The organism is Prevotella sp. HMSC073D09, from assembly GCF_001814145.1.
Classification (GTDB): Bacteria; Bacteroidota; Bacteroidia; order Bacteroidales; family Bacteroidaceae; genus Prevotella; species Prevotella conceptionensis.
Genome location: NZ_KV815057.1, coordinates 42,147 through 61,279 on the forward strand (window position 1 = coordinate 42,147; position 19,133 = coordinate 61,279).

The following is a 19,133-nucleotide window of genomic DNA, read 5'->3' on the forward strand; positions in this document are numbered from 1 at the left end:
GCCGCTAAATGCAGTGCGTTTTGGTGCTAAATGCTGGATATTTTGGTGCAAATCGTACTAAACTGGGTACTAGTTGCATATTCATACTGCACCAATTGAGTTGTCGCCATTAATAAGCGGTGCCCCTTTCTGCACCAAAACAAACCCACGCGAGAATCGATTATTTGCGGCAGGTTGAGCGATTGGTGGATAAAATGGCACTCATAATGTTAAAATTTAGGCTTAAAAATTTACAAACCGCAAGGTGGTGGCTAGCATTTTTAGTTATTCTCGCTGGCCTTGTTCTTCTAGGGAGGCTAGGTATTCTGGGGGTTCTAGGTATTCTAGTTGGGCTAGATGAGCTAGGGGTTCTAGGAGTTCTAGGTGGACTAGCTGAGCTAACTGAGCTAGGTGTACCAGGATTTCTAGGTGAACTAGCCGAGCTAAGTGTTCTTATCTAGCATTTTAGCACTTCTTGTCCTTCTAGTTTTTTAGCCCAAACTAGGCAAGTTTGTAAACAAAAAGGGGATGTGCCACAGCAGGCACATCCCCTTATGTTGCGTTCGAAGGCCATCCGTAAGACCTTAATCCATCATCATTGAGCCGCCTTCGGCAAGGTGATGGGGAACAGCTCGCTGTCCACATGTTCCTTATAAACGATGTCTACCAGCTTTTTCACCACATCGGGATGTTGGGCGGCAACGTCATTGTCCTCGTGTAAGTCGGTTGCGAGGTTGTAAAGGTGTGGCGTGCCCTTAATAACAATGAGTTTCCAATCGTCCATCCGCACGGCAATCTGATTTGTTTCGGCAAACTCCCAATAAAGATGGGGGTGGCGTTGCTGTGCCTTATCGTTGCCCAAGAGCGCTGGGGCGATGGAGAGTCCATCGAAAAAGTCGGTGCTTAGACGCTTGTTTCGATAGCGTTGCACATAGTTCTTTACGTCTGCCAGTTCGCAGAAAGTGGGCATCAGGTCGTAGAAGGCGAAGGGCAAGTCGCTCACTTTGCCAGCCTCGACGCGCCCTTTCCAGCGCGCAATGAAAGGAATTCTGATGCCCCCTTCGTAACACTGACGCTTAATGCCGCGCAACTTTCCGTCGCGATTGAAGAACGAAGGGTCGGCACCGCCTTCCTCGTGCGGCCCGTTGTCGCTCGTGAAAATCACAAGTGTGTTGTCGTCGAGCCCCTTTTGCTTTAACACCTTCAATATCTCACCCACATACAAGTCGAGCCTTGTTATCATGGCGGCAAACTGCGCATGGGTGTGCTCTACGGCGTTATAACGCGATGCCTCTTGCCCGCCCCACGTCTTGTCTACAAAGAATTTCTTCTTATAGAAAGCCACAAGCGAGTCGTTGGGTTGTGCCAACTCGGCATGAGGGAGGGTGTAGGTGAACACGCCAAAGAAGGGTTTGTCGGCCGATTGCGTTTCAAGCCACTGCAAAGCACGGCGGTGAATGAGGTCGGCCGAGTATGCCGTTCGCTTAAAATAGTTGTCGCCAAACATCGGATGCGCAATGTTGTCTTCCAAAACCACGCGCTGCACGCCCTTATCTCCTCGCGACCTGCTGTACGAATTGAGGAAATTGGGGTAGTAGAGGTGGGCTTGGAACTGGCAGATATAACCAAAGAATTCGTCTACACCTCGTTTGTCGGGCGTCGATGCTGACCCCTCGTAGCCGCCAGCCCACTTGCCAAACATGCCCGTTCGGTAGCCGTTGGCCTTCATAATCTCGGGAAGGATTACGTGATTGGCATCGTAGGGATGTTGCCCCACGATGCTGAAATCTCGGTTTTGGCCGTAAAACACGGGCTCGCTCTCGGCCCAATACTCCTTGTTTCCGCGCACTTCGGTGTGACCTGAGTGTTGCCCCGTCATGAAACACGCCCTAGACGGTGCGCTAACGGGTGCCCCTGCATAGGCTTGCGTAAAGCGCATGCCCTCTGCGGCCATGCGGTCTATGTTGGGTGTTAGGATGTGTTGTTGGCCATAACATCCCAAATCGCCGTACCCCATATCATCGCACATGATGTAAATGATGTTGGGTTTGGTGTTTTTTGCCGCCAAAGCCGGGGTTAGGGTCAACCATGCAGCCTGCGTAAGCAGGATAGAAGATGTTGTTTTCATCGTTTTTAATTGCCTAATCCAAATAGTTTATTGTAACCGGGGTTTTGCGTTAGTTGCTTGTTCAGCACGATTTGGCTGGTGGAAACCATGCTTAACCCCAATCATTCACAGCTAGAACCACAGACGAACGTTTTCGTTAAGCCAAATGAACAATGTCAAGCTTGCTCGAACATTGTCATGGCGAGAAAACGCACTTTTCGAAGAACGAAAAGAACCTTTCTTCTGCAACCGAAAAGCTGAATGATGCAAAAAGCGTGCTGAACCACAACAGAAGAAACGCCCAGGCACCACATATCATGATGCCCGGGCAAAAAGAAGGAAAACTGTGTAAAGCCCATTTGCAGGGCAGATACCCGCTACTTGGCGTAGCCTGGGTTTTGTTCTAGCTTGGGATTGTCGGAAATATTCTTCTGTGGAATGGGCAGATACCTGTTGTAGGTGTGGAAAGTACGTTCCTCCACCACGCTGGTTCCGCTTACAATGGCGCGTCTGGTCGGGTCAACAACAGTCGTATCCACAGTTCCCGTTATACGGGTCAGTGTGCCGTTCAACACCGTCTCGGCCACCATCTTGCCATTGGTGGTGGTCCAACGCAAGATGTCTGCACGGCGAAGACCCTCACCGGCGAACTCCGAACCGCGCTCACGGCGGATTAACTCGCGCAGTTTCTCCTTGCTGTTGTACTTAGACTGGTCCACATCGGGCATCCCTACACGCTTACGCACCATGTTTATCTTGGAATAAACATCTGCCGAGGGGCCGTTCAGCTCGTTTTCGGCCTCAGCCCACGTCAATAGCACATCCGCATAGCGGAACACTATCGGGCAACACTCGGTGTCCCAAACGTCGGCGTACTGACTCATCGGGTCCAGATACTTTCGCCACGTGAGCGCAGTTTTAGAAGAGTTGGCAGCATTCGAAGGATAGTTCGGGTTTTTCCCACCGTTCCAGTCCTCGTCCAGCGTATTGTACACCTTTTTGTTCCAGTCGGCACCGGGAAAGAGTATCGTCATCGCCATACGAGGGTCGCGTGCGTGGAAGGGATGGGTTGCATCATAGCCCGAACCCACTTCATCGATGGCCATTCCGTTACTCATCTCGTAGTTGTCTACACATTTCTGTGTAGGAACAACCGACGACCATCCCCCGTCGCCATTGTTATACAACTGACCGATGGTACCCAACGAGTGCGTACCCGTTTTGTATTGCACGGCAAGGATAATCTCTTTCGAGTCTCTCCCATCCAACTTAAAGAGGTTGGTGTAGTCTTTGTCGAGCTCATACTGCCCCAAGTCGATGATGGCCTGTGCTGCATCCTTCGCTTTCTGGTAGTCGGCCCAATATAGGGCGGCGCGCATCTTCATGGCTAATGCTGCTCCCTTTGCGATAAATCCACGCGATGCGGGCTTGTCGCTAATGTCGGCAATGGCCTCCTCCAAGTCTTTAAACACGAGGTTTTTCACTTCCTGTTCGGTATTGCGTGGAACCTGCGCTTCCTTTGCACTGGTAAAGGGCCTAACGATAGGTACGCCCCCATAAAGGAAACCCATGCGGAAGTAGTTGTAAGCGCGAATGGCCTTCACCTGCGCCACAAGGTTCTTCTTAACGGCCTCGCTGCCAAACGCACACTTGTCTACATTCTCGAGAAAGGTGTTGCAACGGCCGATAATGGTATAGTCGTAGAACGACCACCCCGGAGAAGACGGCGACAACGAGCCGTTACCGATGTTGGTAAAGCCTTCCCATGGGAAGTTGTTGTAGCCGAAATCGGAGCCGGCATCCCAATATAGCAAGGCTGCACCTCCTTCCCAACCGTCGTAGCAGCCAACGAGAAACTTCTCTGCATCGTCACTTGTCTTCCATGTTGTAGGTGGCGACATGGCATCTTTCGGTAATGTGTTGAGGAAATCATCGCAAGACGACAGTGCCAACGCTGCCGCACCTGCCAATATGTATGTTTTTATTGCTTTCATAATGTATAGTGGGCTTTTACTGTTTAGAATGTGATGTTGATACCGATGGCGTGAGAACGCAACAAGGGGTAAGACGAACCGCGCTCACTGGTTATCTCGGGGTCGATGTTGAACGGCAGACTGTGGAATGTCAACAGGTTCTCGCCTGCATAGTAGATGCGCACCCGCTCAACACCAATGGCTTTGAGCACGTTCTCTGGAAGAGAGTAGCCCAGCTGCAAAGTCTTCAAGCGCAGGTAAGCGGTGTTCCACAACCAGAAGGTAGACATGGCACGGGTCATGTCGCTCGGACTGTTGCCCGTCTCGAACACGCGAGGCATCTTTGCATTGTGATTGCTCTCTGTCCACGAGTCTTTCCACATGGTTGACGGGTGACTAGCATCGCCAGAGAACTCTCCTAGCACCTCACGGTTGAAGATATGCGACACGCTACCAACGCCTTGCCACGTCATCGACAGGTCGAAACCCTTCCAAGTAGCACCGAGATTGATGTTATAAGTGATGGCAGGGATGTCGGTATGCTTAGTATAGACGCGGTCGTTCGAGTCTAACTTGCCGTCGCCATTGGTATCTTCATAGATAATGTCGCCGGCCATGAACTTCCTTCCAAACGGATTGCCGTATTTTGCCGTAAAGGCATCGGCCTCTTCCTGCGAATTGAAGAACTTGCCCGTTGCCTTATACATGTAATAGCTGTTGTATTGCTGGCCTAGGGCTGTTCGGCGGTTGCCCTTTTCAATATATTCTGTTCCTTCTCCCAAGTTCAATATCTTGTTCTTGTTGTAGGCGAAGTTCACACCGGCATTGATTGCCCAGTCTTTGTTCAGCTGTTTGGCATAGGCTAGCGAAATTTCTACGCCCTCGTTGCGCAACGCACCGATGTTGTCCTTATATTTTCCGAGCGCAAACTCTGCCGGGGCAGACACGTCCATGATGATATCCGTTGTTTTTCGGTTGTAGTAGTCTATCGAACCCGTCAACCCGCCGAAGAGCGTGAAGTCGACACCAACGCCCCATGTGGTTGAACGCTCCCACGATATGGTAGACAGGTGGTAGTCTCCCTGGTAATAGCCCTGCATTAGCTGTCCGCCGAAGGGATAACTGCCATCAAGCTTATAGGTGTTCATCCAGGGATAGTAATCTGATGTGCCGTCTTGTTTGCCCGATAAAGCATCTTGGTTGCCTAGTTGTCCCCACGAGGCGCGCAATTTCAGGTCGTCGAGCCACGATTTCGAACGTTCCATAAACGGTTCTTCGGAGATACGCCACGCAGCAGAGAAAGATGGGAAGAAACCCCAGCGATGTTCCTTGGCAAAGCGCGAGGAAGCATCTGAACGGAAGTTGGCCTCAAAGAGGTAACGCCCGGCATAATCGTAGTTCAAACGACCGAAATAAGACACCATCGTCAACTCGCGCGTGTACCCCGAATTCTTTTGTGTCGAGGCATCGCCGGCATTCATGTCGGTAAGGTCGTTGTTGGGGAAGTTCTTACGATACATCCAGTCGGGCAAGTACTTGTAACGCTCGGTGTGCCATCCAAGCATAGCCTTGAAATTGTGTTTGGCAACCGACTTGTCGTAGTTCAAAAAGGCGTCGAACGTGGTTCGGTGCCAATCGTAATGGCCTATTTCCAACTTGCTGGGGTCGGTAGCCTTGTTGGCGTTGTACTGGATAAACTTCTGGAAGTAAGAGTAACGCCGCGAAGCATCTACGTAAGCCCCCTGAAGTGTCAGCTTTAAATCCTTAAACACCTGATAGTCTATGCCAATCATACCCGTAAAGTTGCGGTTGTTGCGGTTTACGGTCATCCCCGACTCGAGCCAGGCCATCGGGTTGCCGTCCGAAACGGTGCCATAGCTGCCGTCTTCTTTCTTATAAGCTATCCACGGCGCAATGATGTTCAGCTGGCGGATAATCTGGTCGCTGCTGCCACCTGCGTATGCACTGCTGGCATCGCGGTAGTTGTTTTGGATATAAGCCAAGTTAAGATGTGCCGTAATGCGTTTAGACAACACCATATCGAGGTTTGCCCTAGCATTAAATTGCTCGCGCCCGGCATTGGGCAGAATGCTGCTCTGTTTGAGGTATCCCGCAGAAGCCAAATACTTCACAAACTCGTTACCGCCCGTTACGTTCACGTTGTGGCGGTTTTGCCAAGCCGTCTTAAATGCCAGCTTATACCAGTCGGTATTGGGATAGTTGTATGGGTCTGAGCCGTCGCGGAACTTCTGAATGGCCTCTTCTGTGAAACGCGGAGCTTTGCCGCTGCGCTCCAGAGCCTTGTTGTAATAGTAAGCGGCATCGGCAGAGTTCATCCGTTCCATCAGGGCCGTGGCGTTCTGAATGCCAAAAAAGCCCGAATAGTTCACCTTCGGCGCACCGTTCTGCCCGCGTTTTGTGGTTACCAAAATTACGCCGTTAGAAGCTTTCGACCCATAGATGGCTGCCGAGGAGGCATCTTTCAGCACAGAGATGCTTGCGATGTCCTGTGGGTCCAGCGAGTTCAGTGTTCCTGCCTCCACCCCGTCGATAAGGATGTAAGGCGAAGCAGAGTTGAGCGTGCCGACACCACGCACCAGTATCAAACCGCCGTCAAGCCCTGGAGCACCGCTTGCCCCAGTAACCGTGACACCTGGAAGTAACCCCTGCAAACCCGAAGAGACGTTCGCTATGGGGCGGTTCCCAAGTGTCTTGCCATCAAGTTGGGCAACAGAACCAGAGAGGTTTGCCTTCTTCTGCGTACCATAACCCACCACAACAACCTCGTTGAGGGCGCGACTGTCGTCGCTCAACGTCACGTCGTAGTTGCTTACTCCGTTTCTCACCATCACCGCTTTCGTGGCAAAGCCAACATAACTAATCTGCAACTCCGTGCCCGGAGCCACCGAAACAGAGAAACGACCATCGGCACCAGTCACGGCCAAGGCTGCTCCACCGGCCTGTACAGAGGCACCGATGATGGGGTCGCCATTGGCATCTGTCACCATACCGGTGATACTTTGTTTTTGTTGTTGAATACTTGCAAACGTATTCGCATCAGCCTTTGCCGAAACCGAGGGCGAGGCAAAGGCCATTAACCCGAGAACTAAAGAAAATGCCATGCTGCCCGCAACAAAAGGCGGGTGCTTTCTGCGCATCTGTTCTTCTTCCATAAAATTAGACATACTTTTTTTGATTTAGGTTTTCGGGCACAAATATAACACTTTATCCGTAATTCAGCAAAACTTTGATTTGGATTTATTTTGAAAGACGGGGATGGCAAACGGCAGTGCAGTCTGGCGAAGAAGTGGCGATGTCTGCTGATGAAAGGGTATGCCTGGTTAAGTATGGGATAAAGAACAACTGTGTAACCCAAAAGACCAGCCCACTGGTTAACCAAGCCCAATGCTTGCCAACATGCCACGTCCTTCATTCGTCGATTGGTTAAACAGCTAGCTTGTTTACTTAGCCACCAGTTTACTGGTCAACTTGTTTACTCGAACTACCTGCCAACTCGTCAACTAAATACCCTGTCAACTCGTCAACTCGTTAACTCGTTAACTAAATACCTTGTCTACTCGTTAACCTGTCAATTCGTCAACTAAATTCCCTGTCAACCCATTAACTTGTCAACTCGCTAACTAAATACATTGTCTACTCGTTAACTTGTCAACCCGTCAACTAAATTCCTTGTCAACTTGTTAACTAAACTTCTTTCGCTACTCAAAAACTTAAATCCATTGTCTTTATTTTACAAAACGGTTCTAAATTTCACTTCATTCTAGCGAGAAAACAGGTTAAAAAGTAGGTGAATCACTACCATTTCTAGCCTTCCACGCCTTTTATTATGTCCATTTTTAAGAACAAAACCTGCATTTTGCACCATTTTAGCTTTCTAGATTGGTTGCCAACTCATTATTTTCTACACCCAATTACCTGCTTTTTACCCCTAAAAAACCACTTTTTAACGAGCATTTTGCCCTTTTCAGCCATGTATCTCATGGATGGGAGAGGTATTATTTATACCATTACAGCGTATATTTATGCTTTTCGCATCGCATTTAGCACCATTTTGCCTTGCGTTTTGCACCATTTTACCTTGCGTTTAGCACCAAAACGCATTGTATTTTGCACCAAATTGCACTGCATTTTGCACCAAATTGCACTGCATTTAGCACCAAAACGCAGGGCATTTAGCACCATATTGCACCACATTTTGCTAAAAACGGCCTAAAACATGGTGCAAATGGCGGTTCCTTTAAATAAAAATTCATTTTGTAGTGTTCATGGACTAACCCCTTTTTGCACCAACAACAACCTTCGCGAGAATCGATTTTTTGGGGCAAGGTGAACGGTTGGTGAACAAAAAGGGCACTTATAATGTTAAATTTCTTACTGAAAATAAGACAACGCAGATTATGCCGTGTACGCGCGAAAAGGAAACGGAGACGGAAAGCACGTATGTTTACAACCGCCAGCGCAAGCGGTTGCCGCACATGCAGCTCACAGCCAACGGAGGCTGCATCAAGCAAACGCAGAAGTAATCGGGCATCGGCAGATGTGTTTCGGCCTATATAGCGTACATCAAATGGTTTCCCCCATGCCACCTTTTTGAGGCGTAACCACGTTTTGCGACGGACAAACAGGGCAGAAGTTTCAAATTTTCCGTATCTTTGTTCGGTATTTCGCACATCAGCGGAGCGGCTATCTTGGTTTTACAGCACAAAGACAATCAACGCCCCGCAATCTATACGAAAATGATAGTCGAACATACTTGCTTTTGGAAAATTGTTGTTAGGCGTTTGCTTACGATGCACCTACGGCTTTCCACATTCAATTCTGTTTGGCAATAAAAGTCAAGCAACTTCGATGAAAATAAATGCGAATAGCATGGCAATAACGAAAAAATAACTAACTTTGCTGAGAAAGATATTACCACAAAACCGCTTAACCATTGTTAGAGATATGGTAGAAAGTGACATTTTCTCCCGTTTAAAGGATGGAGACCTTGCCGCCTTCGAAAGCCTGTACAAAACATACTACGCCGTTTTATGCAAGCTTGCAAAGACAATCACCCACAGCCATGAGTTGGCCGAAGAGATTGTCGACGACCTCTTCTTTTATCTTTGGGACAACCACGGCCAACTTCAAGTTGAGTCGCTGCAAGCCTATCTCTTCCGTTCGATAAGAAACAACAGCGAAAAGGCCTGCCGCTCGTTGGCCTTCCGCAAGGGCAGGGTTACAGACAGCATAGACAACACCCTGCTCTGCCTACACGAATACCTATCCGACCCCGAACAGCCATTGGGATGGTTGCTTGAAGAGGAAATGAAAAACACGGCCAAGAAAGCCGTAGACGAGTTGCCGACAGAATGCCGACAGGTGTTCGAACTGAGCCGTTATGAGGGCAAGAAGTACTCGGAAATTGCACAAGAGCTGGGCATTTCTGTCAATACGGTGAAGTACCACATCAAAAACGCCATCAAAACACTATCGTCTAGATTGCCCGCAGATGTGGTTGGCGTGCTGCTTTTCGTGGTTGTCTGGTGGTAAGGGACGTCATATTCCACTAATAGAACAAACAGAAAGTACCAGAAAAAGACAACAAACAATGAAGAATGGGCTAAGAAAATGAGAAAGCCGCAAGTGTGTGTATTTTAGGGTATGCCTGCAAACAGCTCAAACTGTCTATGAGGAACAGCAACCTCTACTTTCTCTTGCAAATCGAAATTGAAAACCATAGCCTCGACCATAGCGTGCCTGTTCTCGGTTTTCCCGCCATTATGGTAGAAGTGTTCTTTTGTAACGACATTGAATTGTTGCCAGAAACGACTCACCATCTCATTTTGGCGAAAATCGTTGTGATGCCAAGTGGAAAGGATAAACCTTGCCCGTGTTTGGCGCAAGGCGTGGAAAAGTTCCTCTTCATCCTTTTCCGTCCAACCATTATAATAGTCAACATACCGCCCATAATAAGGTGGGTCGCAATAAACAATGTCGTTTTCCCCTGCCTGTGCTATTGTTTCAAGAAAGTGTACATTATTGAAAACCCATTGCTTCCCCCTAATTACACGGGCGATGTTTTCTATCTGATTACATATTTTGGTTATATATGCAGGTGCAAATCGCTCAGGTTTCTTGCAAAAAGGTATATTCCAACAACCTTGCTTGTTGAAACGCATCATCCCATTAAATCCTGCACGAGACAAGAATATAAAATCATACGGGCTGTGTTCTCGGTTGAACCTGTCGCGAACAAGACGATAGTGGGCGTAACCATCCTCATCCGCCACCTCCAAAAGGCGGCCTTCATGTTCAAGATATGCACGCATGGTGTAAGGCGTAACCTCTCCGTTCTGTACCTTCTGGTAGAAATCTATGATGTGCGGATTGGTGTCGCCAACAATGTGCGCGCCCATTATGGGGCAGTTGAAACCCACCACGCCAGTTCCAAAGAAGGGTTCTATCCAGCGTGCGGTAAGGCTAACGCCCGAAGTCAATATCAGGTCATTAATCCACGGCACCAATTTTGTCTTGATACCTTGCGACTTTATAGGGGGAATGATAACAGGCATCTCTACTTTTTCAATTCTGTAAGTCTTTTACTCATTTTTTCCAGATACTCTATATAAGTTTTAAGATTGTGGTAATGCTGTTTCCCCATGCCAGCCTTTTGGGCATCGGCCGCATTATAGTAGTTCATCCAATAATCATCGAAAACCTCTTCTCCATACTTGGCGAACGTTCCCTCCCCATTCACGAGTTTGTCTACATCAACAACACCTCCGATGTTCCTCGTGTTTCCACTTCCTGGCTGGTCGCTTGCTATCTTCCACTTTGGCTGGACAAAGAATATGAAGTGTTCTATAACCGACTTTATGTCTGCTAGCGTGTCAATACTATATACCTCCATGCCCTTACCATCCTCGACACCCTGTTTATAAAGCACCCCAAGTACAAGATGGCATTTATAATCATCATACGGATAATCCGTGTTCCTTTTTACTTGGCGGTCACGGAAATAGCCCCAATAAGAGCCAAGCGTAAGGCCGTTCACCTTTTTGTCGTCACGGTAGTAGCTGGATTTAAAGTCTACGGCAAACAAATTGCCTTTCTTATCTTTAAATGTCAAGTCTGGATAGAAGTTTTGTGCCGAGGGAAATTCCAAAACAAGCCCATTGCGCTCGGCAAAGGAAACCAGTTTTGGGATGAGTATAATTTCTATAACCTTCGATACCACCTTCGTATCATTGGTTATTCCATAAATGTTCTTATTCACATCTATAAAACCCTTTACTATCCAATCATTGTTTGGGGTCTCAAGTAACGCTTTATATGATTTCACTTCTTCTGCCAGAAGCTCTTGAAACTCTTTCTTATCCATACTTTAAACATTTTACGAACGACATGTTAAGCCTTTTAAACTATCTTGCAACACAGATTTCATTTCAGACAGATACGAGGAAATCATAGACTTATGGAACACTCCTTTATCTTTTGAAAAGCGAAATCGATGCAAAAGAGCAACGCACGCCACACTTCAAAGATAGCGGTAGGCTTGCCCCTCGCTACCTTACCATATTTTAGTGGGTGTTATTTTCGTGTTCATAAGCCTAAGTTAACACGCACACCCACGCGCTAAGCACAAGACAAAGATACAATAAAATTTGAACTCCAACCCTATCTGCCACTGGCAAAACGCCGTTATATGCCGAAAAACAAGTTCTTGATGGACAATTCAACGCTCACCCCCCAAATGCACTTGGGCGTGCCCTTGCCCTGAAAACAGGTTTTTAAACGAGCGTGATGAGAAAGCCTTAACAACAAGAAAACCACCAGACACGTTAACCACGCCCTATGAAGGCTTATGCCACACACTGGAATTCATCTTGCACAACCATTTTTTATCTGAGCATTATTTACAAGACAGCAACTTGCGGAACGGGCATTCTAGAAAGAAGAATGCCCAACAGACACATTTTCTTGCGCTTTTCACTACCCTACCACCACCCAAAAGGCTCTATCATTATAAAGGGAAACCGAGTATGAAAACAGAAAATGAGCATATAGACAACCTGATACGCCGCTTTGTGCAAGGCGACATCACGGCCGACGAGCTGGGCGAACTGAACGATTTCATTCGCCAAAGCGAGGAAAACAGGCAGTATGCACGCAATTTGCGCGAACTGCTTTTCGACCGCGCTGCCGCAAAGGCACACGAAGAGTTCGACGTGGAGCAGGCTCTGCAACGCTTTCATGCGCATGTACACACAGGCAACACTGGCGAAAAACAGGCACAACGCCTGCCAATAAAGCTGCTGGTAAGGGTTGCTGCGGTTTTCCTCATTGCCGTGTTGCCCATCATTGCCTACTTCTTAGGCATGCAAAAGGTTAACCGGCAGTTTGCGATGATAGAGACATCGGCCCCAGATGGTTCGCAACTCAGCCTTGTTCTGCCCGACGGCAGCCGGGTAAGGCTCAATTCGGGGTCAACAATCAGGTACTCGCAGGGGTTCGGCATATCGGATAGAAAGATATATTTGCATGGAGAGGGGTTCTTCTGCGTAAAGCACAACGAGCGGCTGCCTTTGTCTATCGTTACTAAGGACGTTGTTTTGCACGACCTCGGAACGGCTTTCAAAGTGAGCAATTATCAGGTAGACCAACAGGTTGAGATTAGTCTTTACGAGGGCGAACTAAGCATAGACAACCTCATATCGCAACAAAAGGGCCTTGCCGTAAAGCCGGGCGAACGTATCGTTGTAAACAAGGCAACGGGCCAACTGCATAAAGAAAGCATCAAAGAAACAATGGATGAGGGCGCAAGCATGAACACCCTTTACTTCGACAACCAGCCGCTTGAAATGATTGCACCCGTTCTTTCGAGAAACTTTGGCGTGCCGATAGCGGTAGCCAAGGAGGTGCGCAACAGGCGTTTCTACCTCATATTTAATAAGCGAACAAGCAACATCGAACAAATACTACAAACAATGACCCAAACGGGACACGTAAAATGCAGTATGGCAAACGGGCGTTACCGGCTTTACTAGCATCGTCTCGCAATCACATCACCTAATGTATATCATCACTAAACAATTTATAACTAATTCAATTTGACATGAGAACATTAACGAAAAAGTTTCTGCTCGCAACCTTCCTTGCACTTTCAATGGAGGTTTCAGCCAAAGCGAGTATGGTAACGATGACGCTCCGAAACGTCACCGTGAAGGATGCCATCGTTGATTTGCAAAAAAACACGGGCTACTCGGTTGTTATCTATGCCAAAGACGTGGACATGAACCGCCGCGTAAACGTTGAGGCACGAAACGAAAAGGTAACAGACGTTGTTGGGAAAATCCTTGCCGGACAAAACGTTACTTACGAAATCAACGGCAAGACCATTGTTGTGAGCCAGCCCAAGGGCGTCCCTTCGGAAAGCGCGCGCACCCAAAAGGGAGACGACAAAAAGCAGCGCGTAAAAGGAAATGTGGTAGACGAACAGGGACAGCCCATCATTGGGGCATCCGTTGTAGACAAAGCCACGAACACGGGTGCGGTTACCGACCTTGACGGGAACTTTGTTCTGGACGTGCCCATCGGCACCGAGCTCACCATTAGCTATGTGGGCTATGCCGACTACAAGCTACGCGCCGCGCAAAACATGAACGTACAGCTTAAGCCCAACACCAAACTGCTAGACGATGTGGTTGTGGTGGGGTATGGCAGTCAGAAGAAAGTAGACGTAACAGGCTCTATCGCATCGGTAACCGGCAAAGACATCGCCCGTTCGCCAATGGCCAACCTCACCAACTCTATCGGTGGAAAGCTGGCCGGCTTGCGCGTTGTTCAGCGTTCGGGAGAGCCTGGCAAGGACGGCAGCGACATCGACATTCGCGGTTATGGCACAGCGCTGGTAGTGGTAGATGGCGTTCCAAGCAGTTTCGATCAAATCGATCCGAACGAAATTGAAAGCATTACCATCTTGAAAGATGCCTCTGCAGCAGTGTATGGTATTCGTGCTGCCAATGGCGTTATCTTGGTTACCACGAAGCGTGGAGGCTCGCAAGCCACGAAGATAGAACTTAATTCTACCTTTAGTTGGCAACGTCCAACCATCTATCCCGAGCTTTGCAACGCTGCCCAGTTTGCCGAACTTACCGACGAAGACCTTGTGAACCGCGGCAAGCAACCCACATACGGCCGCGAAAAGCTTGAGAAATGGCGCGCAGGCGGCGAAGGTTACGAAAGTACCGACTGGTACAACGAGGTGGTAAGGCCGTGGGCTCCACAGCAGCAATACAACCTCAACGTGCGCGGCGGTACAGACAAAGCCCGTTATTTTGCCTCTTTGGGTTATCTCAACGAGGGCGGCATTTGGCGTTCTAACAGCTCCAACTTCCAACGTTTCAACTTCCGTTCGAACATGGACATCCAGATAACCGACGGCCTGTCGGCATCGTTGTCGCTGTCGGGACAGAAAGGGAAGCGGCATTCCTCTCCGTGGGATCCCTTCTATGTAATGGCCTCGATACAGCAAACGTTCCCCACTTCGCATGTCTACGCCAACAACAACCCCAACTATTACGCAGCAACGAACATCGTGGCGCGTAACGCAAAAGCCGTTACCGACCCCGACATGATGGGCTACGACAAGTCGCAAAACAAGCGTTTCGAGGGTACGGCATCACTCACCTACGATTTCCAAAAGATTAAGGGGCTGTCGTTGAAGGGCCTGTTCTATTACCGCAACATCGACGATTACCGCAACTTGTTCCAAAAGAAGTACAACTACTATGCCTACGACAAGGCTGCCGACAAGTACGATGTGGCGTTTACGGGATTTAATCCCTCAAACCTCAAGCGTTCGATGTGGAACGATGAAACCTACATGTTGCAAGCCTCAATCAGCTACGAGAACACCTTTGCCAAACTGCACCATGTAAAGGGGTTGTTATTGTCTGAAACAACCCGTACTAAATACCACAGTCTGGATGGCTTTCGCGAGTTTAACATCGATGCTTTCCCCGAGCCAGACAACGGCAACGAAAAGAACAAGAGCAACGGAGGAAACAGCTCACAAAGTGGGCGCATCGGTTATGTGGGCCGAATAGACTACGACTATGCCGGCCGTTATCTCGTTGAATTCAGTTTCCGTTACGATGGTTCGTCCAAGTTCGAAAAGTCAAAGCGCTGGGGTTTCTTCCCTTCCGTATCGGCGGGATGGCGCATTAGCGAAGAGGCTTTCATGAAGAAATTCAGCCATGTGCTAGACAATCTGAAACTACGTGCCTCGTGGGGACGACTGGGCGACGACGAATCGGTGGAGGGCTACCAATATCTGGAAGGCTACACCTACCCCAACGGCTCTTATCTCTTCGGCAGCGATGTGTTCAAAACGCTTGTCCCTAAGGGTTTGGCAAACAAGAACATCACCTGGTACACGTCCGACATTTACAACCTCGGCCTTGATTTCGACCTCTGGCATGGGCTACTTTCGGGAACGTTAGAGTTGTTCTATCGCCATCGCGACGGCTTGTTGGCCACTCGCGCCGCCTCTTTGCCCACTACTTTTGGCGCAAAACTGCCCCAAGAAAACCTAAATTCTGACAGCCACCGAGGCTTTGAGCTGCAACTCTCGCACCATAACAAGATAGGAGAACTCACTTACGATGTTATGGGCAATTTCTCGTTCTCGCGCGCCAGACACGACTATGTGGAACGCAACGCATCGCTAAACGAAAACGACAATTGGCGGAACAACACCAACGGACGTAACAAGAACATCTGGTGGGGCTACAAGGCCATTGGCCAATTCCAGTCGGAAGACGAGATTGCAAATTCGCCCATCCAAGACGGAAACGGCAATCAAGACCTTAATCCGGGCGACATCAAGTATGAAGACTATAACCACGACGGCGTGATAGACGAAAACGACGTGCAACCCATAGGCCGAGGAAAGACGCCCGAAATAATGTATGGCCTAACACTTAATGCGCAATGGAAAGGCATAGACCTAACCGTGTTCTTCCAAGGAGCGGGCAATTTCAATGCGCTGCTGTCTAACGACATGGCCCATCCCCTGTATAACGGCTCGAACACGCCGACGGCATTCATGGACCGTTGGCACCACGAAGACATCTACGACACCTCTTCGCCGTGGGTTCCAGGAAAATATCCGTCCACCTATGCTAGCGGAAAGCAAAACAACCGACGCGTATCTTCGTTCTGGCTACAAAACGCCAGCTACCTGCGCTTAAAGGAATTGCAAATCGGTTACACGCTGCCAAAGAACTGGGTGCAACGTGTGGGGCTTGAAAACGTTCGCGTTTTCTTGTCGGGTTTCAATCTCCTTACCTTCACCGGAATGGAACTGCTCGACCCCGAAGCCGAAGGCGGCCCCGGCAGATACTATCCGCAATTAAAGGTTATCTCGTTCGGTCTTAACGTTAAGCTATAATATCAGATTACATTAAATAACTGACAGATGAAAAATCTCAAATCATATATCGCCCTAGTGTGCACAGTGGCACTTGCCGTTTCGTGCAACAACGTGCTCGACACTTCGCCAACAAATCTCTTGAACGACAACCAAGTGTGGAGCAGTAAAAATGCAATAGATGCATATTTAGGACAACTGTACGACTCGATGCAGGTTGAAGACCTGGAATATCAAATAGAAAGCGAAGGCCAATACCTCTCGGAGTTCACCGACGAGGCCGTTCGGGCGTACACCTGGGGCCGAGCCAACTACGCATTGATACCCGAAGGCGTCTTCGGATGGTGGGGATATAAGGAGGTTAGAAACACAAACACCTTCCTCGACAACATCAACAATGCTGCCGCCCTTACCCCCGAAGAGCGAAAAGTATATGAGGCCGAGGCCCGTTTCTGCCGCGCCATGAACTATTTTGCCATGGTTAAGCGCTATGGAGGCGTGCCACTAGTTACCGTCGCACAAAAATATGATGGTGGTGACGTCAAGACCTTGCAACTGCCCAGAAACAAGGAGTACGAGATTTACGACTTCATCAAGGACGAATGCCAAGCCATCCAATCCACACTTCCCGAAAGCAGAGAGGGTGAAGACAAATATCGCGCCACACGTTATGCCGCATACGCCCTTGAATGCCGCGCCATGTTGTACGCCGCAAGCGAGGCAAAATACGGCAATGTACAACTGGATGGACTAATCGGCATACCCGCAGAGAAGGCCGAAGGCTATTGGAAAGCCGCCAGGGCTGCCGCAGAAAAGATTATCAACTCTGGCAAATACGCCCTCTATACGGCCAAAACCGACAAGGCAGAGAACTTCCAATACCTCTTCCTCGACGAGAGCGAGGCCAACAAAGAGCAGATTTTCACCAAGGCTTTCGACACATCCAACAAGGGCGGAACCTTTGATTACTTCAATGCGCCGCAAAGCTTTAAGCTCGACTATGGTTGCGTGACCAACCCCACCGCCGACTTTGTTGCCGAATTTGAATATAAGGACGGCAGCGACGGCGCGCTGAAAGTGAACGACGACAGCGGAAATCCCATAAAGTATGCCGACCCAACTGACCTGTTCAAGGACAAAGACCCGCGTATGCTTGGTTCTATTCTCTACCCATTTTGTCCTTGGCAAGGAAACAGGGTTGAAGTGCGCAAGGGCATCATCAAGCCCGATGGAACCATCGTAACGGCCAGTTCGCTGAGCGACAAGTACGAAGACACCAACGCCACCATCGCAGCAAAAGACGGCACGCTAACCTCTACCGACGTAACGAAGACCGGTTTCTACATCAAGAAGTTTATGACACCCAACAAGCAAGTGGACTATGAAAAGGGCGAAACAAACTGGATGGTGTTCCGCTATGCAGAGGTGCTGCTCAACTATGCCGAGGCTTGTGTTGAGCTTGGCGACGATGCCGAGGCGTTAAGGGCCGTAAACCTCGTCCGCGAACGGGCAGGCATCGCTCCGCGAACAACCATCAACCGCGACCAAGTGCGCCACGAACGCAAGGTGGAACTGGCCTTCGAGAACCACCGCTGGTGGGACATTAGGCGCTGGCACATTGCCGACCAACTGCTCAACGCTAAGCAATTCAAGGCCCTTAACCCCTATCTGGTTTGGGAAGATGGTAAAGACGTATCGCAAATGAAGTACATCTTTAAGATTGAAGACGCCCCAAAAGACCCGCGCACGTTCTTACCTAAGCTGTATTACGAGCGCATACCGGCCGACGCCATTTCAACAAACCCCAACATCAAACAAAACCCTGGTTACTAAAATCGCATGGAAATGAAAAAGATATTATTGTCTCTAACTGCTTGCCTGGCCTTGCTTGCGAGCTGTGGCATCGATAACTACGACGAGCCTACGGGTTCTATCGCTGGGGGCATATACGATGCCGAAACACAAGAACTCATCCCCGCACAGTCGCCCAACGGCGCGCGCGTACAGGTTACACAAGATGGTTATAGCCAACCCACCAACTTTTGGTGCAAGCCCGACGGCACCTTCGAGAACACCCGCTTGTTCTCTGGAAAGTACAAACTCTCGGTACAAGGGCCGTTTGTGGCCTCAACCATTACCGAACAAGAGGTGAACGTACCCTCGTCGAACGTCAAAGTGATGGTCGAACCTTACCTGCGCATCACTGCAACGGCCAAACTTAACGGAAAAACGCTGGACATCGACTACACGGTAAACCAAAACAGCAAGTCTACGGGCACGGTTAGCACGATTGAAATACTGTGCGGCAACACCATCGGACTTAGCGTAACCACGTCGAAAAAGCGTGCGAAGATTAGCACCGACGACCAACCCATTGGCCAACAACACCATTACACAATGGAGAATGTTGACACCAAGGGAGCAGTATTTGTACGCGTGGCTGCCAAAACCTCCGAAACTTCGTATTATAACTACTCTACGCTGTTGAAGTTGAAATAACTACTAGGCTTTAAAAAATGAATATCATCCCGGTTGAGAACGTCTTCTCGACCGGGATTTCTTTTCACCCAAATCGGTCGTTAGAACCTGTGCAGATTTTGTGTGTTGTTGAGCATATTGCCTGCCTTATTCTTGAAGA

Annotated in this window: 12 protein-coding genes; 7 read left to right on the forward strand and 5 right to left on the reverse strand. The window is 48.9% G+C overall.

All coding sequences use genetic code 11. The features are described from left to right. Window positions 1-574 precede the first annotated feature (574 nt). Window positions 575-2,107, reverse strand: coding sequence for an arylsulfatase (locus HMPREF2955_RS03395; RefSeq protein ID WP_083317608.1), 1,533 nt, complete (start codon window positions 2,105-2,107; stop codon window positions 575-577). A gap of 152 nt (window positions 2,108-2,259) precedes the next feature. On the opposite strand from HMPREF2955_RS03395, the gene HMPREF2955_RS16125 reads away from it, so the two are divergent. Continuing rightward, the gene (locus tag HMPREF2955_RS16125) at window positions 2,260-2,493 is read left to right on the forward strand and encodes a hypothetical protein (protein WP_070720978.1); all 234 of its coding nucleotides are present in this window, start codon (window positions 2,260-2,262) and stop codon (window positions 2,491-2,493) included. Here HMPREF2955_RS16125 and HMPREF2955_RS03405 read toward each other — a convergent pair. Further along, complete coding sequence (locus HMPREF2955_RS03405; RefSeq protein WP_070720982.1) at window positions 2,464-4,080, reverse strand: RagB/SusD family nutrient uptake outer membrane protein; 1,617 nt, start codon at window positions 4,078-4,080, stop codon at window positions 2,464-2,466. The genes HMPREF2955_RS16125 and HMPREF2955_RS03405 overlap by 30 nt on opposite strands. A 23-nt stretch (window positions 4,081-4,103) precedes the next feature. Continuing rightward, a complete protein-coding gene (locus HMPREF2955_RS03410; protein WP_070720985.1) occupies window positions 4,104-7,244 on the reverse strand; it encodes a SusC/RagA family TonB-linked outer membrane protein in 3,141 nt (1,046 codons plus the stop codon). Between the two features lie 1,233 nt (window positions 7,245-8,477). Here HMPREF2955_RS03410 and HMPREF2955_RS17035 point away from each other — a divergent pair. Further along, the gene (locus HMPREF2955_RS17035; protein ID WP_256374689.1) at window positions 8,478-8,603 is read left to right on the forward strand and encodes a hypothetical protein; all 126 of its coding nucleotides are present in this window, start codon (window positions 8,478-8,480) and stop codon (window positions 8,601-8,603) included. Between the two features lie 421 nt (window positions 8,604-9,024). Further along, window positions 9,025-9,612, forward strand: coding sequence for an RNA polymerase sigma-70 factor (locus tag HMPREF2955_RS03420; protein WP_070720991.1), 588 nt, complete (start codon window positions 9,025-9,027; stop codon window positions 9,610-9,612). Between the two features lie 104 nt (window positions 9,613-9,716). Here the strand turns inward: HMPREF2955_RS03420 and HMPREF2955_RS03425 are convergent, their stop codons facing one another. Both HMPREF2955_RS03425 and HMPREF2955_RS03430 read right to left on the reverse strand, forming a co-directional pair. Further along, window positions 9,717-10,634, reverse strand: a complete 918-nt coding sequence (locus HMPREF2955_RS03425) for a DNA adenine methylase (protein ID WP_070720995.1) — start codon at window positions 10,632-10,634, stop codon at window positions 9,717-9,719. A 2-nt stretch (window positions 10,635-10,636) separates the two neighbouring features. Continuing rightward, window positions 10,637-11,443 carry a type II restriction endonuclease gene (locus HMPREF2955_RS03430; RefSeq protein ID WP_070720997.1) on the reverse strand — a complete coding sequence of 269 codons (807 nt, stop codon included), beginning with the start codon at window positions 11,441-11,443 and terminating at the stop codon, window positions 10,637-10,639. A gap of 661 nt (window positions 11,444-12,104) precedes the next feature. Here HMPREF2955_RS03430 and HMPREF2955_RS03435 point away from each other — a divergent pair. From HMPREF2955_RS03435 to HMPREF2955_RS03450, 4 genes are all read left to right on the forward strand, one after another. Then, a complete protein-coding gene (locus tag HMPREF2955_RS03435) occupies window positions 12,105-13,109 on the forward strand; it encodes a FecR family protein (protein ID WP_070720999.1) in 1,005 nt (334 codons plus the stop codon). Window positions 13,110-13,177: 68 nt separating this feature from the next. Beyond that, on the forward strand, window positions 13,178-16,516 hold the full coding sequence (locus HMPREF2955_RS03440; protein WP_070721003.1) for a TonB-dependent receptor: 3,339 nt from the start codon (window positions 13,178-13,180) through the stop codon (window positions 16,514-16,516). A 27-nt stretch (window positions 16,517-16,543) separates the two neighbouring features. Next, a complete protein-coding gene (locus HMPREF2955_RS03445; protein WP_070721007.1) occupies window positions 16,544-18,328 on the forward strand; it encodes a RagB/SusD family nutrient uptake outer membrane protein in 1,785 nt (594 codons plus the stop codon). A 12-nt stretch (window positions 18,329-18,340) separates the two neighbouring features. Further along, entirely contained in the window at window positions 18,341-18,994 is a 654-nt protein-coding gene (locus HMPREF2955_RS03450) for a DUF3823 domain-containing protein (protein ID WP_246830056.1), read from the forward strand. Window positions 18,995-19,133 lie beyond the last annotated feature (139 nt).